This is a genomic window from Calothrix sp. NIES-2098 (assembly GCF_963875125.1).
GTDB lineage: Bacteria > Cyanobacteriota > Cyanobacteriia > Cyanobacteriales > Nostocaceae > Aulosira.
Window position 1 is genome coordinate 2,316,510 of record NZ_CAWNKJ010000001.1, and the last position, 18,272, is coordinate 2,334,781.

The window sequence follows — 18,272 nt, forward strand, 5'->3', positions numbered from 1 at the left end:
ATTTGGGCATTCATCTCACGTTCAAATTTACCTGAGCCGTGGAATGAATGCTCAAATAAAAACGAACTCAATGATTTAGAGCAGTAATGAAAGCAATTAAAGTCATGGGCACAATTGATGAGCAAGGACAACTGACTTTAGATCGTCCCTTAACTGAAATTAGGAGTATCATTGCTGAGTATAAACAAGGTGCAGTTGAAGATGGAGAATAGTTAACTATTTCCCTAATCTAGGATACTGAGGGCGACAGGGACTACCTAAGCAAACTTGTCCAGAGGGCATGGAACTAAAAACGCTACTACGAGCGCCAATTACAGCATTCGCGCCAATTTCCACCCCTGGCCCAACAAAACAATCCGCCGCCACCCAAGCCCCATTACCGATGGTGATACCCGCTGTTTTCAACCCAAAAGCTGGGTCACGCATATCATGGCTACCAGTACAGATATAAGATTTATGGGAAATTACGCAATGTTCCCCGATGTGAATCTCATCTAAACTATATAAAACTACGTCATCACCAATCCAACTATAGTCACCAATAGTAACTTTCCAAGGGTAGGTGAAGCGGGCAGTAGGTCGAATCAATACGCCTTTGCCAATTCGCGCACCAAATAGCCGCAGCAATATACAACGAAGGCTATTTAACGGTTGGGGAGTCAGAGGAAAAGCGATCGCCTGTACAAACCACCACAGCAAAATATACCAACTGGGACGCCCCCGATCGAACCAGGATTGGTCATACTTGCGTAAATCTACAAAAGGTTGGTTATTTGTCATTTGTCATTGGTCATTTGTCATTGGGGAATAGAGCATTGGGTATAAACCACTCATCCCTCTCTAAGTTGCAGTTTGCCCAATTTCTTGTGGTAAAGATGATGGTAAAGACTGAGATTTTTCAGTATTTAACGTACCGCCACAATCGCGTAATTCGTAGAGTTTGACCCCAATTTGATATTCATATTGACTTAATAAGCGTCCATAAATATATCCAGCTTTGCCATCTAAAAAACCGCGCTGAATAATGTAGAACAAAATAAACCGTAACAAAGGTTTAAATGGCAAACGTACCCATACTTTCTTTAAAAAGCGCTTGCGTTGTACGGCATCACCAAATAGATTTGCACCAATGGTTCCACCATCATCTTTATTGGTAAGCAGATTGTAATAAACACGGGCCTCCCAATTAGAATAACGGTTATGTCTTGCTAACCAATGATAAAGGTCGCGGAAATCTTCATGTAACATATCGTTTTTGAGATAACCGACTTTACCCTGCAAGATAACGTGTTCGTGAACTTCATTATCTCCCGTGTTAGGAATATCTTCTGTATTTAAGTTCTCGTAGCGACCTTGTTTATGCTTAAATAATCGCAGATTCCAATCGGGATATTTACCACCGTGGCGAATCCATTTTCCTAAGAAAAATACACGGCGGTTGAGATAATAACCTGCATATTCATCATTTTTAATTACTTCAGCAATTTCTGCCCATAGTTCGGGCGTAATCCTTTCATCGCAATCAACAATTAGCACCCATTCATTACGAAAAGGCAAGTTATCTAAAGACCAATTTTTCTTTTTTGGCCAGCTACCATTAAATTTAAATTGGACAATATTGGCACCGAAACTTTCCGCGATCGCAATACTATTATCGGTACTTTGAGAATCAACTACAAATACTTCATCAGCTATTTGCAAGCTAGTCAGGCAGGCAGGTAAATTTGCTTCTTCGTTTTTTGCGGGAATAAGTACAGAAACTGGTATTTTAGATGACATATAAGATTTTATATATTATTTTTTATCTGATGTAGATAAGAGTCCTTGAATCGCTGCATTTAAATAACCAATCTGACCGTAAGCATAAACAAGTTTGTCAAAGCGTTCTGCTGGGTCAGAAAAATATTGCAATGCTTTATACAAGCCCCGTACAAATCGTTCGCCGCCTCGTCGCAACTGGCCGACACCAGCTTTACCCGCAAGTTGTTCGCGATAACATTCACTAATACCTTGCCACCAGCCTCGGTTTAAAAACCAGGAACGTTTCAGCCGTTCTGGGGCAACATTATGAGCTACTAGCGCTTGGGGAAGATAAGCGACTTGCCATCCCTTTTGCAGAGCAAATTCGGTCATTTGCAATTCTTCATTAGAGAGTAAATTTTTGCCGACTCGACCGAGATGGGGATCGAAACCGCCAATCTCTTCCAAGAAGGAACGGCGTATAGAGTAATTTAAGCCTCTAGGGGTTAAACCTGGCTGCTCGATATAAATTGGCCTGTCACCCAAATCGTATGCACCCAAATTGGCAGCTAATCCAGGGGATAGCCACCGCGGTTGTTGAACGCCTGGAGTCCATAAAAGTGTGACCTTACCACCAGCGATCGCTAACTTAGAGTTATTTTTATAAGCATCGTCAAATACTTGCAACCAGCCGTTGCTAGCGACTGCATCATCATCTAGATAGGCGAGAATCTCACCACTAGCGACTTTTGCACCAGTGTTCCGTGCTACAGATAAGCCAATAATGGGTTCAAAGACGTATTTAAGGCGTGGATTGCTGGCTCTTTGTGCAACAACTTCACTAGTGCGATCGCTCGATCCGTTGTCTACTACCACAACTTCAAAGTTAGCCGCAAAATCCTGTGCCAAAAGACTATCAATCGCTGCACCTAAATAGGTATCTCGATTGTGAGTGCAGATAATGGCAGAGATTTGGGTATAGGGCATAGGCAGGAATTGTGGCTGTTGTGAGTTGTGAGTTGTCAATCGTCAGTTGTCAGGATTCACCAATGACTACTGACTAATGACAACATCAAATAGTTACCTAATGCCTGCTAATCTATCCCAAAAATTACATACCCACCAACCGCGATTTTTCGGAAATAATCTTGAGAACTTCAAGCCTGTTGAATGTGACTATGTAAAATCACCAGAGTTTCGGCTAGTTGACTGAGGCGAGTTTCTAGGTACTGCTTGCGTCCTAAAAGTTGGCGTAGCTTTTGGTAACGCGCGATCGCCATACTCACAGCCGGCACTTGATCTGGCGGACAGGGACGAGTCCAAACTTTACCGGAAGCATCCAAACCACAAAGGCGGTAGCCAGTACGTGCAGATTGATAGGAGACTTTTGCCCCCGTTGCACAAATTTCTTCTACATAGTCCATGAGGCGATCGACTTCTGCATGGCGTAATGTGGCTTTTCCTCCCCGATCTGTTTCCTTGGGATTGGATTCTAACCAGCCATTCACAATCGGCCCTTCTAAATAAATATCTTGAATTTGCTTGAGGATTTTTTGTAGTTCTTTTTCCCAGCCAGCAACATGTTCTTGAATCTCCTTTAATAGATTCGTTGCCAATCCCGGATTCGCTCCGTGACGATGGTTACTAAAGCTAGGTGTTTTAAACTTAGGTAGGCTAGGTGTTTTGCCACCGATTTCTTGTGCCGAAAAAGTCTGAACACCGTCATGGTGAGAAGATACATTCTCAGAGTCAGAAAAGTTACCTTGGGGATCTGCACTTAAGTCGATTGTTGGCCCTTGTATATTTAGCTCCTCCGCTAAGGGAGTAGGATCGCTATCTTTAGATTCAGTTGTCCCAACGCTGATTCTAAAAGAGAAAGGTCGCTTTGACAGATCGCTTGCTTCAGCACGATCTGCTGTACCTTTAGCCCCTAAATCGTGTAGAGTTGCCTCAATGCGTTTCCAGCCTGCTTTCATAAAAATATCCTGAAATTTGCTGTCCCCAGTAGTGTTAAATAATTCAGAATGGGGTTGTTGGGATTTTTGGCTTTTGCCAATTGTGCATCAATGATGCTGGTGCTAATTTTATCTCTTAAGAGATATTTAAAACCAACAATCTCATCCCGCAAGGTAAAAATTTAGTTCAGACATTGTAACCCAAATCAATTAAAGATAGTAAGGAAAAGGCTTTGGGTAAAGTTATCTTAGTCACAGGGCCAGCTAGATCTGGTAAAAGTGAATGGGCAGAAACTCTCGCGATGCGATCGGGGAAAACTGTTGTTTACGTAGCAACAGCTGCTGAAGATCCAGCTGATGAAGAGTGGCAAAAACGCATTCAACAACACCAAAAACGCCGTCCTCAAGAGTGGCTAACTCTTTGTGTACCTCTGGAACTGGCTGCTACTCTAGCCGAGGCCAAGCCAAACACCTGCCTTTTAGTTGATTCTTTGGGAACTTGGGTAGCTAATCTGCTAGACCAAGATGCGATTAGCTGGGAAAACACGATAGCAGAATTGTTAGAAAATGTACAGCTAGTTGCGGCTGATATGTTATTTGTAGCTGAAGAAGTAGGTTGGGGTGTAGTGCCAGCTTATCCTAGTGGCCGCCAGTTTCGCGATCGCTTAGGTTCTTTGGTACGCCAGTTAGGAGGCATCTGCGATACTGTATATTTAGTTACTGGGGGTTATGTTTTGAATCTCAGCGTTCTTGGTTCGCCATTGCCACCGACTGAGGAGTGAGGGAGTGTGGGGAGTGTGGGGAGTGTGGGGAGTGTGGTGAGACAAGGAGGACAAGGAAGCAGAAGAAGAAATGCCCTATGCCCCATGCCTCATACCCAATGACAGATGAGTATATGTTCTTAATGGTTTATTCAAGATTTAATGACCCAAAGTTTCGAGCTTAAATCTAGAATTAATAGTATGGCAACAGAACAAGACGTTAAAAGATATTTAGCCTACTGGTTTCAGTTGGGTAAACAAGTAATTTCTGGCAATGGTAAGGCATACTTGTCGCCACAGCCAGTGCTAAAAGGCGATCGCTATAGTGAAGAATTTGAAGAATGCTGGCAAGAAATTCGCTCTCAGGCGGGTGAGTGCCACTTGGATGGAACTGATGAAACGATTGCCGAACTGCTGACACCAGCATGGGAAATGCTACCTTGTAGTCGTTGCGATATGCCGATAGCAATGCGAAATGTCGGAATGCCGGCTTTATTTTGTCCCTGCAATACTTTACCTAGCTGGCCTAATACAGAACTACCTTCACCACGCAGCCCTATCAGTACTGAAGAACAACTGAAGATAATTCGCGATCGCCTTTGGAAGAAGTTGTCTTCATCAAATCCCTAACTTGCTGATTGAGTTTGCATATTTAACATATCTATAACTTTTGTGGGTTGGTCATTTTACCCAACCCAATTATGCAAGTTCAATCCCTCAGAGCTTACAACCCCATCTATCAGTTGGGGTATTTTATTGGCAGTCTCTCGAAGTTCAATGGTTTTGGAGAGTGGATTGTCACTGAAATAAGAAAGCTATATTTTGCAACAATTAGGAAAATACAGATTTTAATCAATACCACAAAGCGTCATTTCGCACCAGCGCAATACTCCTGCAACAAAAGCTTCAAAAACAATATCTATATTAGTAGTACATCTTAATATCCTTCCAGATAACAAATGCAAAACCAACCACGCGACGGAGAAAATCTCACAAACTACAATTCATTGACCGCTTCTGGTACAAAACACCATAATCATGCACCCTGGAAAAAGGCAGCTGCCTCTCTATCGCTGGTGCTGCTGGGATCTGGGATGACATTGGCAGGTGGCTATTTAGCGGGACACCAACTAAAGCTATCTCAGAGTGCATCGAATTTGGCAGTTAGTCCAGTAAATGCTGCTCCTCCATTACCAGCAGCTACAGACCCTAACTTTGTAACAGAGGTTGTACAAAGGGTTGGGCCTGCTGTAGTGCGGATTGATTCTTCCCGCACAGTCAAAGCTCAGATACCAGATGAATTTGACGACCCTTTTTTCCGGCGTTTCTTTGGTTCCCAGATACCACAAGGAAACCAAGTACAACGGGGTACGGGTTCCGGCTTTATTATTGGTAACGACGGTCGAATTTTAACTAATGCCCACGTAGTTGACGGTGCTGATACGGTGACAGTCATCCTCAAGGATGGACGCAGCTTTAAAGGTAAGGTATTGGGCAAAGACGAATTAACAGATGTGGCTGTGGTAAAGATTCAGGCGAATAATTTACCAACAGTAACTCTCGGTAACTCAGACCAACTGCAACCAGGACAATGGGCGATCGCGATCGGCAACCCTCTAGGACTAGATAATACAGTAACAACCGGAATTATCAGCGCTACCGGACGCAGTAGCAATCAAATCGGTGCGCCTGATAAGCGAGTTGAATTTATTCAAACTGACGCAGCGATTAACCCTGGTAACTCTGGCGGGCCGCTACTTAATGCCCGTGGTGAAGTGATTGGCATGAATACTGCTATTATCCAGGGTGCGCAAGGATTAGGCTTTTCTATCCCTATCAACACAGCGCAACGTATTTCTAATCAATTAATAGCTACAGGTACGGCGCAGCACCCATATTTGGGTATTCAAATGGTGGGTTTGACACCAGAATTAAAACAAAATATCAACTCCGATCCTAATAGTGGGTTGAGTGTTGAGGAAGATAAAGGCGTTTTAGTTGTGAAAGTCGTGCCGAATTCCCCTGCTGCTAAAGCCGGAATCCGCGCTGGTGACGTTATCCAAAAACTCAACGGTCAAACAGTAACAGACGCTAGCAGTATCCAAAAAGCTGTAGATAATAGCCAAATTGGTGGCGATGTGCGCCTAGAGTTGCGTCGTAATGGCCAGAACATCAACTTAGCTGTGCGACCTGGTGCTTTCCCAACTCAACAACTGCAATAAGTGTGTGACTGCTATTAGCTAATAAGCGTATTTTTTCAAGGATGGGCTTTTTCACCCATCCTAAATTTTTATCTAAAGTTTCAAATTGCTAGTCAACCACTAAAACTGCCGAACCTGTAATTTTCCCACTCCGCAGGGCATCTAAAGCTTCATTCGCCTGGGTTAGGGTAAAGGTATTTATCTCTGTGCGAATGGGAACTTTGGGCGCTAAGGCAAGAAACTCTTCTCCATCTTTGCGAGTAAGATTGGCAACAGACCGCAATACCCGTTCTTCCCAAAGAATTTCATAAGGAAAAGCTGGAATATCACTCATATGGATGCCAGCACAAACTACAGTACCGCCTTTAACAACCGCCCGCAAAGCCGTCGGAACCAATTTGCCGATAGGAGCAAAAATAATTGCTGCGTCTAAAGGTTCTGGTGGTAATGCTTCTGAGTCACCTGCCCAAGTTGCACCCAATTGACGGGCAAATTCTTGACCTTCAATATCGCCACCGCGGGTAAAAGCAAATACTTGACGCTTTTGATAGCGAGCCAGTTGAATCAAAATGTGGGCAGCAGAACCAAAGCCATAAAAACCGATTTTTTCAGCATCATCGGTCATTCTATAGGCGCGGTAGCCAATTAAGCCGCCACATAATAGAGGTGCAGCTTGCAAGTCAGGAAAGCTGGGGTCTAGGGGAAAGCAAAAGCGATAGTCAGCTACAGTATACTCTGCATACCCGCCGTCAATATTGTAACCTGTAAACTCAGCATAATCGCAGAGGTTTTCACGACCAGAAAGGCAATAGCGACAGCGATCGCACGTATGCCCTAACCAAGGAACACCAACCCTCTGACCAATATCAAATTGCTGAACGCGATCGCCAATCGCCTCTATAGTACCGACAATTTGGTGTCCGGGTATTAAAGGTAGCTTGGGATGAGTCAATTCTCCATCAACTATATGCAGATCTGTGCGACACACAGCACAAGCATGAATGCGAATTAGCACTTGCTCCGGGTTGGGTTGAGGTACTGGTAAGTCAGCTAATCGCAAGGGCTGATGCGGTGCCTCTAATAGCATTGCACGCATAATAAATTCAGCATGATTTTACTACTATGGTGGCAAATATTTTCCCTTCTATGAAAGCGCAGTAGCTGCTGCTAAATTTTGTACCTCTGTTGGCGTTGTCGGAGACTGCTCAATAGTAGAGGCGATACCTTCGGTAAGCTTCGCTAACGCAATAGACTTGATTGCACTATTATCGACAGGTGGATTGTCAGTACAACAGCCGTCTGTCCACAGTTCCCCTGGTTTATGCTGGCATACTTTTTTGATTTGCTGGCTCACCATAAGAGTACCAACTTGTTCAATGCTGTAGTTTGCCTGTTTATCATAGTACTAAATGGTAAACTCCGGCAATAAGCGGTAATTAGTGGTAACTATCCACAACTAAGAGTCCGTAGAAGCGGGTTTCGTGAAATATGTACATCATTAATCTGTAAGGGCGGAAGTTCCCCACCCTTTACTGATTCACCAACAGCATCCTAGGATGAATTGATTCGCTGGACTCTTGACTAAGTTAAAAGTTCTGAAGGAATGCGTTGACTTGGCAATAACATATTGTCAATAATTTGGTTGCGTAACTCTTTAGTAGAGTAACTATCTCCTTGAATGCATTTGAGTAGCAAAATATTGGCATATAAATAATCTTTGATCGCCTTGATTTCCTCTAACGTAAATTTGACGTCATTCCAGCCAATATTTAAATATAATCTCATTGCCGATCGCAATCTATTAGCCCAATCGAGCCAATCTGATTCTGGAGCGCGATCGCCTGGTAAACTTTCTTTTAAAAATACTAAAAAATCTGCCAAATCCTCATTAGTATTGTTTTGATTTTCAAGATAGTCATTTCCCTGATGATAGCTGTGTGCGCTGTGAGCGCCAGTTTGCACCAGAGGATAATCTTCATGGTGCGAAATATTTTTATCTTCTTCTTTAGTAATACTAATAACGTTACTATCTTTATCAAAACTAACTTTACTACGTAGTTGAGGCATGGTCATGGGATTATCGCTAGCTGGCAGTTCTTTTTTCAACAGCGGACTCAGCTTTTGAGATGCATATCCCTTTTCACTAGTTTTAGTAGAGACTAAATTAGCATGAAAATCAACTAAGTTAAAAGCGAAATCAGATAGTAACGAACGAGGATAAATGCGTTTTCTCTCTTTATTTAATTCTCTGAGGATGACAGCAAGTTCCTGTGCCAAATTATAGTCAACTTTTGTTTGTAAGTTGCTGTAGAGTTCAAAGACCTGATCGACTAATAGATAAAATGCTCTCCAAGAACTAGATTTAACCGCATGTAAATTAGTTACATCATCTAACCACGTCAACATATCTTGTAAAGCTTTATTTTCTACAGCAAGCTTATTAATTTGGCGAAATATCAGTTTGAGAAATTCATCAGTATTTGCCAGCCTTCCAGATATCATGAGAAATACTTCTCGCCACTGACGATTTGTTAAGTGCTGCTTGATAACTTCGCGTAAAGTTTCAGTGTTGCGTCTTTCCACGATGTAGTGAGCAACGAAATATTCTTGAAATGTGAGATGAGAAAAGGAGTATAAGTCTTGAGCTTGTTTAATCAGTAATCCATGATTTGCTTCAATTGTTTTCAAAATCTCTTGACTATCATTTGACAAAGTTTCAGGAGCAATTTCTAGAATATTTTCAATATAATTTTCAATTAATTTTTCTAGTTCCCTTTGACGCCAAAAATACTTTTGTGGTTCTTGATTAAACGCTTCATAAGCTATCTGACTCAGCAAATTAACTTTGCGTTGATACGGTAGGTTAAAGTTATTCGCTGAATTACGCTCTATTCGCCTACTTGCATCCCACTTGCGTAAAAGTATATTGATAGCATCCTCGGTTAGTAAGTAGCGATTTCTGGGAAAGTCATAATTATCCTCAAATACTAAACACAACATAGTTAGTAGCAACGGACTTGTGGTTAGTTCTTTGATAGAACTATTTTTTTCAATTTCAGCCAAAAATTTCTCTGCTAAATGTGGTTCTGGAGATGATTCAAACCATTTTTTGACAAAAAGCAAAACTTGGTTTTCATTAAAATCTGTTAGTTCTACCTCAGTAAAGTGTTCAAATGTATAATCTGAAGCTCCAGAACGACAAGTTAATACGAAGATATTTTTGGAATACTGTTCTACTAATGTATTTATATTTCGATAGATTCTGTTGCTTTCTATTTCTGCAACTTCATCCAATCCATCTAACAAAATTATGAACCGTCCTAGCTCTAATAATTCCTGGATAATTTTCGATGGTTTAGAAATAAATTCTAAAAATTCTCTATGGATTAAATCAATCAGGCTGGGTTTGTCTTCTGCATCTGCAAATGCTTTTAATGAAATAAAAATTGGGATAGGTTGCTTGTCTAAATTAGCAGCATACATCGCCAAGTGTTTCAGAAATGTAGTCTTACCTGCTCCCGGACTACCCCAAATTAGCAGCTTTTGATAATGCTTTAGTGCATCAACAGCTGGTAGAGTTTTGGTACTTACCCGATAATTAAGGCGGCTAAAACTGAGATTTTTGCTGGATAAGTGAGCAAGAATTTCTTCAATTGTTTTTTGCTTCTTAGCTTTAACACTTTCTAAAACATTGACATTGGCATAAATACTATCTAGTTGCACGGGCTGAGTCATGGTCAGCACTTTCATTGTGCCGCACTTGGCTCTAATATATTCTTGATAGCGCTCAATCCACTGTGCGTTGTTATCAGTATTTGGCTGTTCTAAATCTTCTAAGGTTGTTTGTTGTCGTAAAGCTTCTTGATAACTTTCGCAATCTAGTAAGACACCGCATAAAAAGTTAAGATTTTTCTCCTGTACCTTCATGGGTTCAGTAGTATTAAAAAAGTTGCGAATAGTTTTATCAGAAATTACATCTTTCGTATTATTTATTTGATTTTTATCTTGATAAACATGATTAAGCTCGGCAATTAGTAGTTTAGGAGAACTACCAAACTTTTCAGCGTATGCTTGCTTTAATTTGTCCCATACTTTCTGATTGACTAAGATTGCTGTCATTTCTATTTTCTCGACTTCCTTTTAATCTTTAAGCATTCTAGAAATTAGAGATGATTGATAAAGCTAATAATAGGTAAATAATCGCTTTAACATTTTATAGTGTCGTTCTAAACTCAATCTGAAAATATGGTTGTTATGCTCTCTAATGAAATTCAAATATCTAAAATAAGCTGTTCAAGTATTTTATAGATAGGGAGCAGCTGAAAATAAGGTATGAGTTTGTTTGTGAAAGTCAAAGCGTTGATAACCTTCCCTTAAGCTGTGATGTTGTCAATTTTATCTGCTTTATAGGGTCATGAGTAGATAGATATTAACGTATAAATACTCATACTACTAGCTAAATATCATCTAAAGCCTGAGTTTTATTTTTACTTTACAAATAGATGCTTGATAGTGCTTGCGTATACTCGAAGCTAGTTATTAATATACTCACTCATAGCTTTAGCTTCAGAAATATAAAAAATCAATTGAAAATGAAGTATATCTAAATACTCATAAATTGATTCATATTGAACAATTCAAGCTTGGCCTGAAGCTGAGATTTCTTGCTGCTCAAAAGAAATCGGTCTTTTCTTAGATACTTGTAGTTTTACGAAGCTGGTTATATTTTTTGCTCCATTACTTCTCAAGATACTCGACAAATCTGCTTATAGGCATAGAAAGTTTGTGTGAAAGACTTGTACACTAAAAAAAGATTCCGGTAAATACCGTATAAAACCGTTAATTGCCGCTTAATTCTAAACAAACTGTCTTATGAGCAGCAATACGATCAGCCCTAAGATACACACAGATGCTCTCACCCAGAGATTTAATGAATTTAAATCTTCTCTGTGTGGTGAGTTTAGGTTCGCTCTCAACAATATCCTGTGTTGGACTCATCTTTTGCGTATGGGTCGGCTTGACCACAACACTACAATTCAAGCTTTTGAAGTTATTGAACGCAATGCTAAACATCAAAGTCTACTGCTTGACAAACTACTAAACTGGCGTCTCAGTGGTGAAGTTACTAGTCAGTTAGCCAATATAGATGACATCAACCAGCAATTTGAAGAATTTAAGTCGCCTTTATGTATTGATATTAGGTTTGCTCTCAACAGCATACTGTGCTGGACTTATCTTTTTCGTGTAGGTCGGCTTGACCACAACACAATAATTCAGGCTTTTGAAGTCATCGAACACAATGCTAAATATCAAAATCAACTTATTGATACACTTCTAAACTGGTGTCTGACTCAAAATGACTTCTATCCTACGGGTAACGAGCTGTTAAATCATGATGGGAAATAGGAGTCATGCTGAAATGTGAGCGTAGCGATCGCATTTATATTTTGCCCGATCTCCGAAATGGTGCGGCGATCGCTACATTAGAAGATATGTAAACAAAAATCATTATTGCCCATAGCGATCGGCAGCTCACACACAAACATGAATGCAAATGCGACTATTTCTCAGAATCCCTTACTTCAAGGCGCTGGCTTACCTCCCTTTACAGAAATTAAACCAGAGCAAGTAGTACCAGCTTTCAAGCAGCTGCTAACAGAACTTGATGCAGAGCTTGCCACCCTAGAAACTAATGTACAGCCTACTTGGAGTGGTTTAGTAGAACCTTTAGACAAACTCACCGAAAGGTTGATTTGGAGTTGGGGCATAGTGAACCATTTAATGGGTGTTAAAAACAGCCCCGAACTCCGCGAAGCTTATGAAGCAGTACAACCAGAAGTAGTACAGTTTCTCACCAAGCTGGGTCAAAGCCAACCTCTCTACAATGCTTTTAAAGCTTTGCGTAGTAGTGACGCTTGGAACAGCCTAGAATCAGCGCAACAGCGAATTGTCGAAGCTGCGATTCGGGATGCTGAACTTTCTGGTGTAGGCTTGCAAGGAGAAGCACGGGAACGTTTCAACGCCATTCAAATGGAGTTGGCAGAACTTTCTACCAAATTCTCAAATCACGTACTAGATGCTACCAAAGCCTTTAGCTTAACTCTCACCAGCAAAGAAGAAATCGACGGCTTACCCCAAAGCTTACTCAGTCTCGCAGCCCAAGCAGCCCGTGCGGCTGGTGAAGAAAACGCCACACCAGAAAATGGCCCTTGGCGCATCACATTGGATTTCCCCAGTTACGGGCCTTTTATGCAGCACAGTACCCGGCGCGATTTGCGCGAACAGCTTTACAAAGCTTATATTAGTCGGGCGGCTTCTGGCGATTTAGATAATAATCCTCTAATCGATCGCATTTTAGAATTGCGGCAAGAACTAGCAGGTTTGCTGGGCTTTAAAAATTTTGCTGAATTGAGCCTAGCAAGTAAGATGGCTCCGAATGTGGAAGCAGTCGAAGCCCTACTAGAAGAACTGCGTCGTGTGAGTTACGATGCAGCAGTCAAAGATTTAGAAGCCCTCAAAGCCTTTGCTTTATCTAAGGGAGCAAAAGAAGCTCTTGATTTAAAACATTGGGATATTAGTTTTTGGGCTGAACGCCAGCGAGAAGAAAAATTTGCCTTCACTGCTGAAGAACTACGTCCTTACTTCCCCCTTCCTCAAGTACTCAATGGCTTATTTGGGCTGGTAAAACGGCTATTTGGCGTTACTGTCACTCCTGCTGATGGTCAAGCGCCAGTATGGCATGAAGATGTGCGTTATTTCCAAATAGCAGATGAAACAGGTGCGCCCATTGCTTACTTCTACCTAGATCCCTACAGCCGCCCAGCCGAAAAGCGCGGTGGCGCTTGGATGGATGTCTGCATTAATCGTGGTAAAACTAGCGAGAATGGTGTCGCTAGCATCCGCTTACCTGTAGCATATTTAGTTTGTAATCAAACTCCCCCAATTGATGGTAAGCCCAGTTTGATGACATTCAATGAAGTAGAAACCTTATTCCACGAGTTTGGACATGGCTTACACCATATGCTTACCAAGGTGGATTATACGGGGGCAGCAGGTATAAATAACGTCGAATGGGATGCAGTCGAACTCCCCAGCCAATTCATGGAAAACTGGTGCTACGAACGACCCACCTTGTTTGGCATGGCTAAACATTACGAAACAGGCGAACCTCTACCGGAACATTACTATCAAAAGCTGATAGCAGCACGCAATTACATGAGTGGTAGCGGAATGTTACGCCAACTCCACTTTAGCAGTGTGGATTTAGAACTCCACTCTCGCTATCGCCCTGGTGGCGATGAAACCCCAGCCGATGTCCGCCAGCGGATTGCCAAAACTACTACCGTTCTGCCACCGTTACCAGAAGATGCATTCTTATGTGCTTTTGGACATATCTTTGGCGGTGGTTATGCAGCTGGCTACTACAGTTATAAATGGGCTGAAGTTCTGAGTGCGGATGCATTTGCGGCTTTTGAAGAAGCTGGACTAGAAAACGAAGAAGCGATCGCAGCGACAGGTAGACGCTACCGAGATACAGTGCTGGCGCTTGGTGGTAGCAAACATCCGATGGAAGTGTTTAAAACCTTCCGGGGTCGCGAACCTAGTACAACTCCCTTGCTGAAACACAATGGTTTAGCAGCTACAGCTTAAAGTCATTGAATTTTTAGCACCTTGGTGGTAGCTGACGATAGTCCTACTCTATGAGTAGGGCTAGTTCAAATCGCCAACATCAAGGCTGAACGCTGGATCTGAGATTTCATTTTAAATTGGTTTTGACTGGTTGCTTTGCAATCTTGCTGTGTTCTTCGTGTATGGTCTTTTCAGACTCATAATTTAAATTTAAATTGTAAAGGAATTTACCAAAAAAAAGTGCTGTAGGAATACTAATAATCAACCAAATACAAGCGATAATTACCAAGGTCAAAATCATAAACCTATTCCCAGCTACGTGTTTTCGCGGTCATAATCATCACGCTGATATTTTTTGCGATCAATTGGGCATTCTTATGATAGCCACATCACTGGGAATTGCAACTTATACTATTTCATTCTAAAGTCACTACAAATGAAGCGCGGGGGAATAATTTCTAATTGTAATTGGGAGAATTGCTATTAATCCTCAGCGATCGCAGTTTGGTTCAAAAATGCTAGTGCAATACGAACTCGACTCTGTTTCGCTGAGGAGAGGATTTTTGCGTCCTCTAACCGATGTGATAAATTTTCAACGCTGATTAAGTGTTTTTTTTAGCTATTTGCTTGGGCGAACTTGGGCATACTAAACATTAATAAAGTTACTAATGATACGAGCTTCAGGGTAAGCCTACCAATTAAGTTCTTTAAATCTAACTGTTAGACCCAAACATTTACAACCTGTGTATTACACAGGAATCATCCACAATTGGTGGACATTGGAGCAAATTTTCTATGTCAGATCCCAACATTGGTCGCTTACTCAGCAAACGCTACCAGCTTCAAGAATTAATCGGTACTGGAGCGATGGGCCGAGTTTATCGTGCTAAGGATGTTTTGTTGGGAGGAGTACCTGTAGCCGTTAAGTTTCTTGCGTTGTCGATCCAGAATGAAAAAATGCGATTGCAAGAACGTTTCGAGCGAGAAGCGAAAACTTGTGCCTTACTTGGGCAAAAAAGTATTCATATCGTCCGAGTGATGGACTATGGAGTAGATGAAAAGGATACACCTTTCTATGTCATGGAATATTTGCAAGGGCAGAGTTTGAGCAATATTATTCGCCTGCAAAATCTGACTTTACCGAGATTTTTTAGTATGGTGCGTCAGATTTGTTTGGGGTTACAGTGCGCTCATGATGGCATTCCGGTTGATGGCAGTGTCTATCCAATTATCCATCGCGACATTAAGCCCAGCAATATGTTGGTGATTCAAGATCCCAGCTTTGGAGAATTAGTCAAGGTTCTGGATTTTGGGATTGCTAAGTTACTACAGTCAGATGGGAATGTGACTAACTATTATTTGGGCACTCTAGCTTATTCTTCTCCAGAACAGATGGAGGGTAAGGAATTAGATAATCGCTCAGATATTTATAGTTTGGGCGTGATGATGTTTGAGATGCTCACAGGTACACTGCCATTAGTGCCAACAACGCCCTCGTTTGGAGGATGGTATAAAGTACATCGCTATAAAGAACCAACTCCTTTGGCTGAGGCGGCCCCGGCTTTGCAATTACCAAAGCAAGTGGAAGATTTAGTGATGAGTTGTCTCGCCAAAGCACCAAGCGATCGCCCCCAAAATATCAGTGAAATTCTGACGACTCTGGCATCAATAGAACAGCATTATCACACGCGCCTCACTGTTACAGAAAGCAAGGCGATCGCTGATGATACTGGTGTGAAACCTGAATTAGCGCTGCAAACGCCAGCTGATGTAAAGATTTCCGATTCCCCGAATGAAATTACTTCTCTCTATTCTTGGCCTGAAGATAAACCTATTGCGGATATTGTTTTTCCTCAAATCATCCGTACTAATGCTGGATCTTTACCCTCTCTGTGGATCATGCTTCACCAAGAGGAAATTCAAAAGCGCTTAGTCTGTAAACGCTACAATCAATTTCTATTTATTACTATTCCCCACCCCATGCTGCTGTGGATTACTGCAATTTATAATCGCAAACATGGGGCGAAATGGTTGCCTTATTACCTCGATCTCAAAACCAGTTTCGGCCAAGAAATAACCACTCTCTTAGGACAAACAGGTTACTATCGCCTGTTATTCTTTTCCAGAGAGACTCCAAGTAGCTGTTCTCATATCCTTACTTCTACTATCGCTCCTGCCCAATGCCAAAAATTGCAAGAGTGGGCCACAAGCAGTAAAGTTCTAGTTTCTGCTGCGGAACCCCAAATGAGTAAAGGTTTACTCAAACGCGAGTATGAAAAAATTAAACCCTTGATTTTGGCAAAGCTGGAAGGAATCAACACTAATTCCCAATTTGACCTTTCCGGCTAAGTAAATGTTACTATGCTTTACGTAAATTATCGATTTGTAAGAGTATTGCTACGATAATAGTTAAGTTTTATTAACAAAAATCTATATCTAGTTGTAAGTTGTATTTAGAAAAAATATAATTGGCTACGGTGAGACTTATAAAAGCTACTTTTACTTGAGTCTCCAAAGTTATGCATTTGTAAAGATTACATTTGCGTCAGAGTGTGCATAGTTATGACTATCACGCTAGCTAACAGTAAATTAGTTTTGCTAACGTGCCTAGTTAATATAGATGTACATTGGAAACTTAGCCTTAAGGGCTACGATAAGTTATTTGTTTAGTTGTTCTCAAATTGTTGGAATTGCCTATCGAAGTTGACGCCCCAGCATCCCCAGCTCCTTTCCTCGTTGGAACCGAGCAAGAGAAGGAGGTCGCCCACTGCGACTATAGAAAAGAATCTATGCCAAAGTGGAGCCTGAATCTAAACCCCATTGGTGCTTAAGTAACTCTTGATAAGTTGCTTCACGGACTACCATTTGCTCGTAAAGCTTGACCAAAAAGTCTTTGGCTTGATCGTGGCTCATATGTTGCACTTGAGTGGCAAATGAGCGAATGCTGAATTGTTGTTCTAAGGACAGTTCAATTGGTCCGTTCATAGTTAACTCCAGAAAAAACAACGCGTAAAGGTTATATCGATTTGGGTTACAGAGGTTCCAAAAGGATAATAATGGGACTGATTTCGTCTTGCTTTTGTTCCTCTGTTATTAAGAAAGATAACAATAGTTTGACGAAATTGCCTACACCCTTATGGATTAATTTTGCCCACTTACTTATGGGTTAGTTTTGTCGTTGGTTAGGTGGCACCTAACTCTACTGATATACAACCAAAGTCTGCCCGCTAAGGCTGATTTTGTTAAGTTTGCATGTTGGCTCACCAGAGGTTAGCCAATGCCTGACTTTTCCTCGCATTTCTTTTAAGCTTTTCTTAAGAGAAAGAAAAAGAAATGTGAGTAAATTATTATATTCTCTATACCTCATTAACGACAAGATGTCAATCTAACAAAATATGGAAATATAGCCTCCTCTGAGTCAGTTGGAAGGATAAAAATATTTTTATCAAGTTAGAAATAGGAAAAATGCTCAGGCTGAACAAATTGCTGAGTATATTTACCACAAAACAGTCAAAAGTCCAGCTGCTGAGACATTTGACATTCACTAAGATGTTACACATTCAAATTGAATATTTCGCGCTCAGGTTGTCAAGAGGAGCCAGCGCTGTGGCGTTAGCGTAGCGGTGAGCCAGTCCGGTGGACGGGTTCCCCGGCATAAAGGAACTGGCGAACCCGTAGGGTAGCGACGTAGGAGCATCGGCAAGTCCGTTGCGGAGGACGGTTGCGTGGTGAGGCAGCGCGGTCTTGGGGAGCCAGTCCGTTGGGCGGCTTTGCCGACTTGAAGGAACTGGCGTGGTTTCCCCCATGAGCGACTGCCGAAAGGCTTTGCCGACTTGAGGAGCCACTGCGTTGCGGAGGACAGTTGCGTGGGCGGTTTTCCCGACTTGAGCAAACTGTCCGTTGGGGTTCCTCTCGTTGAAGCAAGTGGCGTCAAACTGTCCGTTGAGGTTCCTCCGTTGTAGGAACTGCCGAAAGGGTTTCCCGAC

Annotated in this window: 16 protein-coding genes; 7 read left to right on the forward strand and 9 right to left on the reverse strand. The window is 41.7% G+C overall.

From position 1 onward, the window contains the following. The first annotated feature begins 86 nt into the window (after positions 1-86). A complete protein-coding gene (locus AACU33_RS09715) occupies positions 87-212 on the forward strand; it encodes a hypothetical protein (protein ID WP_339375890.1) in 126 nt (41 codons plus the stop codon). Positions 213-216: 4 nt separating this feature from the next. On the opposite strand, the gene hpsU is transcribed toward AACU33_RS09715, so the two are convergent. The 4 genes from hpsU to AACU33_RS09735 all read right to left on the reverse strand — a co-directional run bounded on the left by hpsU (position 217) and on the right by AACU33_RS09735 (position 3,716). Further along, positions 217-780, reverse strand: coding sequence for a hormogonium polysaccharide biosynthesis acetyltransferase HpsU (gene hpsU, locus AACU33_RS09720; RefSeq protein WP_096588312.1), 564 nt, complete (start codon positions 778-780; stop codon positions 217-219). 60 nt (positions 781-840) lie between these two features. Next, the gene (locus AACU33_RS09725; protein WP_096588313.1) at positions 841-1,779 is read right to left on the reverse strand and encodes a glycosyltransferase family 2 protein; all 939 of its coding nucleotides are present in this window, start codon (positions 1,777-1,779) and stop codon (positions 841-843) included. Positions 1,780-1,794: 15 nt separating this feature from the next. Next, on the reverse strand, positions 1,795-2,727 hold the full coding sequence (locus AACU33_RS09730; protein ID WP_096588314.1) for a glycosyltransferase: 933 nt from the start codon (positions 2,725-2,727) through the stop codon (positions 1,795-1,797). 170 nt (positions 2,728-2,897) lie between these two features. Next, positions 2,898-3,716, reverse strand: a complete 819-nt coding sequence (locus AACU33_RS09735) for a hypothetical protein (protein WP_096588315.1) — start codon at positions 3,714-3,716, stop codon at positions 2,898-2,900. A 212-nt stretch (positions 3,717-3,928) separates the two neighbouring features. Here AACU33_RS09735 and cobU point away from each other — a divergent pair, with 212 nt between their 5' ends. From cobU to AACU33_RS09750, 3 genes are all read left to right on the forward strand, one after another. Then, complete coding sequence (cobU, locus tag AACU33_RS09740; protein WP_096588316.1) at positions 3,929-4,477, forward strand: bifunctional adenosylcobinamide kinase/adenosylcobinamide-phosphate guanylyltransferase; 549 nt, start codon at positions 3,929-3,931, stop codon at positions 4,475-4,477. Positions 4,478-4,657: 180 nt separating this feature from the next. After that, positions 4,658-5,086: a hypothetical protein gene (locus tag AACU33_RS09745; RefSeq protein WP_096595205.1), complete on the forward strand. Its 429-nt coding sequence runs from the start codon at positions 4,658-4,660 to the stop codon at positions 5,084-5,086. A 329-nt stretch (positions 5,087-5,415) separates the two neighbouring features. After that, entirely contained in the window at positions 5,416-6,678 is a 1,263-nt protein-coding gene (locus AACU33_RS09750) for an HhoA/HhoB/HtrA family serine endopeptidase (protein WP_096588317.1), read from the forward strand. An 88-nt stretch (positions 6,679-6,766) separates the two neighbouring features. On the opposite strand, the gene AACU33_RS09755 is transcribed toward AACU33_RS09750, so the two are convergent. From AACU33_RS09755 to AACU33_RS09765, 3 genes are all read right to left on the reverse strand, one after another. Beyond that, complete coding sequence (locus AACU33_RS09755; protein ID WP_096588318.1) at positions 6,767-7,753, reverse strand: zinc-dependent alcohol dehydrogenase family protein; 987 nt, start codon at positions 7,751-7,753, stop codon at positions 6,767-6,769. A gap of 48 nt (positions 7,754-7,801) precedes the next feature. Then, positions 7,802-8,014 carry a hypothetical protein gene (locus tag AACU33_RS09760; RefSeq protein ID WP_096588319.1) on the reverse strand — a complete coding sequence of 71 codons (213 nt, stop codon included), beginning with the start codon at positions 8,012-8,014 and terminating at the stop codon, positions 7,802-7,804. Between the two features lie 224 nt (positions 8,015-8,238). Then, positions 8,239-10,776 (reverse strand): NACHT domain-containing protein, encoded by a 2,538-nt coding sequence (locus tag AACU33_RS09765; RefSeq protein WP_096588320.1) that lies wholly within the window; start codon positions 10,774-10,776, stop codon positions 8,239-8,241. 753 nt (positions 10,777-11,529) lie between these two features. Between AACU33_RS09765 and AACU33_RS09770 the strand changes: the two genes are divergently transcribed. From AACU33_RS09770 to AACU33_RS09780, 3 genes are all read left to right on the forward strand, one after another. Then, positions 11,530-12,063, forward strand: coding sequence for a hypothetical protein (locus tag AACU33_RS09770; protein ID WP_096588321.1), 534 nt, complete (start codon positions 11,530-11,532; stop codon positions 12,061-12,063). 138 nt (positions 12,064-12,201) lie between these two features. Next, a complete protein-coding gene (locus AACU33_RS09775; RefSeq protein ID WP_096588322.1) occupies positions 12,202-14,307 on the forward strand; it encodes a M3 family metallopeptidase in 2,106 nt (701 codons plus the stop codon). Positions 14,308-15,081: 774 nt separating this feature from the next. Next, positions 15,082-16,635, forward strand: a complete 1,554-nt coding sequence (locus tag AACU33_RS09780; protein ID WP_096588323.1) for a serine/threonine protein kinase — start codon at positions 15,082-15,084, stop codon at positions 16,633-16,635. A 438-nt stretch (positions 16,636-17,073) separates the two neighbouring features. Here AACU33_RS09780 and AACU33_RS09785 read toward each other — a convergent pair whose 3' ends face one another. Together AACU33_RS09785 and AACU33_RS09790 are read right to left on the reverse strand one after the other, a co-directional pair. Continuing rightward, the gene (locus AACU33_RS09785; protein ID WP_096588324.1) at positions 17,074-17,271 is read right to left on the reverse strand and encodes an NblA/ycf18 family protein; all 198 of its coding nucleotides are present in this window, start codon (positions 17,269-17,271) and stop codon (positions 17,074-17,076) included. A gap of 627 nt (positions 17,272-17,898) precedes the next feature. Then, the gene (locus AACU33_RS09790; RefSeq protein WP_339375891.1) at positions 17,899-18,210 is read right to left on the reverse strand and encodes a hypothetical protein; all 312 of its coding nucleotides are present in this window, start codon (positions 18,208-18,210) and stop codon (positions 17,899-17,901) included. Positions 18,211-18,272 lie beyond the last annotated feature (62 nt).

Bases quoted from the DNA above. Each gene is read 5' to 3' on its own strand.
- AACU33_RS09760 (WP_096588319.1), bottom strand. From the start codon at position 8,014: ATGGTGAGCCAGCAAATCAAAAAAGTATGCCAGCATAAACCAGGGGAA.
- AACU33_RS09730 (WP_096588314.1), bottom strand. From the start codon at position 2,727: ATGCCCTATACCCAAATCTCTGCCATTATCTGCACTCACAATCGAGAT.
- AACU33_RS09785 (WP_096588324.1), bottom strand. From the start codon at position 17,271: ATGAACGGACCAATTGAACTGTCCTTAGAACAACAATTCAGCATTCGC.
- AACU33_RS09775 (WP_096588322.1), top strand. From the start codon at position 12,202: ATGAATGCAAATGCGACTATTTCTCAGAATCCCTTACTTCAAGGCGCT.
- AACU33_RS09780 (WP_096588323.1), top strand. From the start codon at position 15,082: ATGTCAGATCCCAACATTGGTCGCTTACTCAGCAAACGCTACCAGCTT.
- AACU33_RS09745 (WP_096595205.1), top strand. From the start codon at position 4,658: ATGGCAACAGAACAAGACGTTAAAAGATATTTAGCCTACTGGTTTCAG.
- AACU33_RS09750 (WP_096588317.1), top strand. From the start codon at position 5,416: ATGCAAAACCAACCACGCGACGGAGAAAATCTCACAAACTACAATTCA.
- AACU33_RS09725 (WP_096588313.1), bottom strand. From the start codon at position 1,779: ATGTCATCTAAAATACCAGTTTCTGTACTTATTCCCGCAAAAAACGAA.
- AACU33_RS09735 (WP_096588315.1), bottom strand. From the start codon at position 3,716: ATGAAAGCAGGCTGGAAACGCATTGAGGCAACTCTACACGATTTAGGG.
- AACU33_RS09765 (WP_096588320.1), bottom strand. From the start codon at position 10,776: ATGACAGCAATCTTAGTCAATCAGAAAGTATGGGACAAATTAAAGCAA.
- AACU33_RS09715 (WP_339375890.1), top strand. From the start codon at position 87: ATGAAAGCAATTAAAGTCATGGGCACAATTGATGAGCAAGGACAACTG.
- AACU33_RS09755 (WP_096588318.1), bottom strand. From the start codon at position 7,753: ATGCGTGCAATGCTATTAGAGGCACCGCATCAGCCCTTGCGATTAGCT.
- AACU33_RS09770 (WP_096588321.1), top strand. From the start codon at position 11,530: ATGAGCAGCAATACGATCAGCCCTAAGATACACACAGATGCTCTCACC.
- hpsU (WP_096588312.1), bottom strand. From the start codon at position 780: ATGACAAATAACCAACCTTTTGTAGATTTACGCAAGTATGACCAATCC.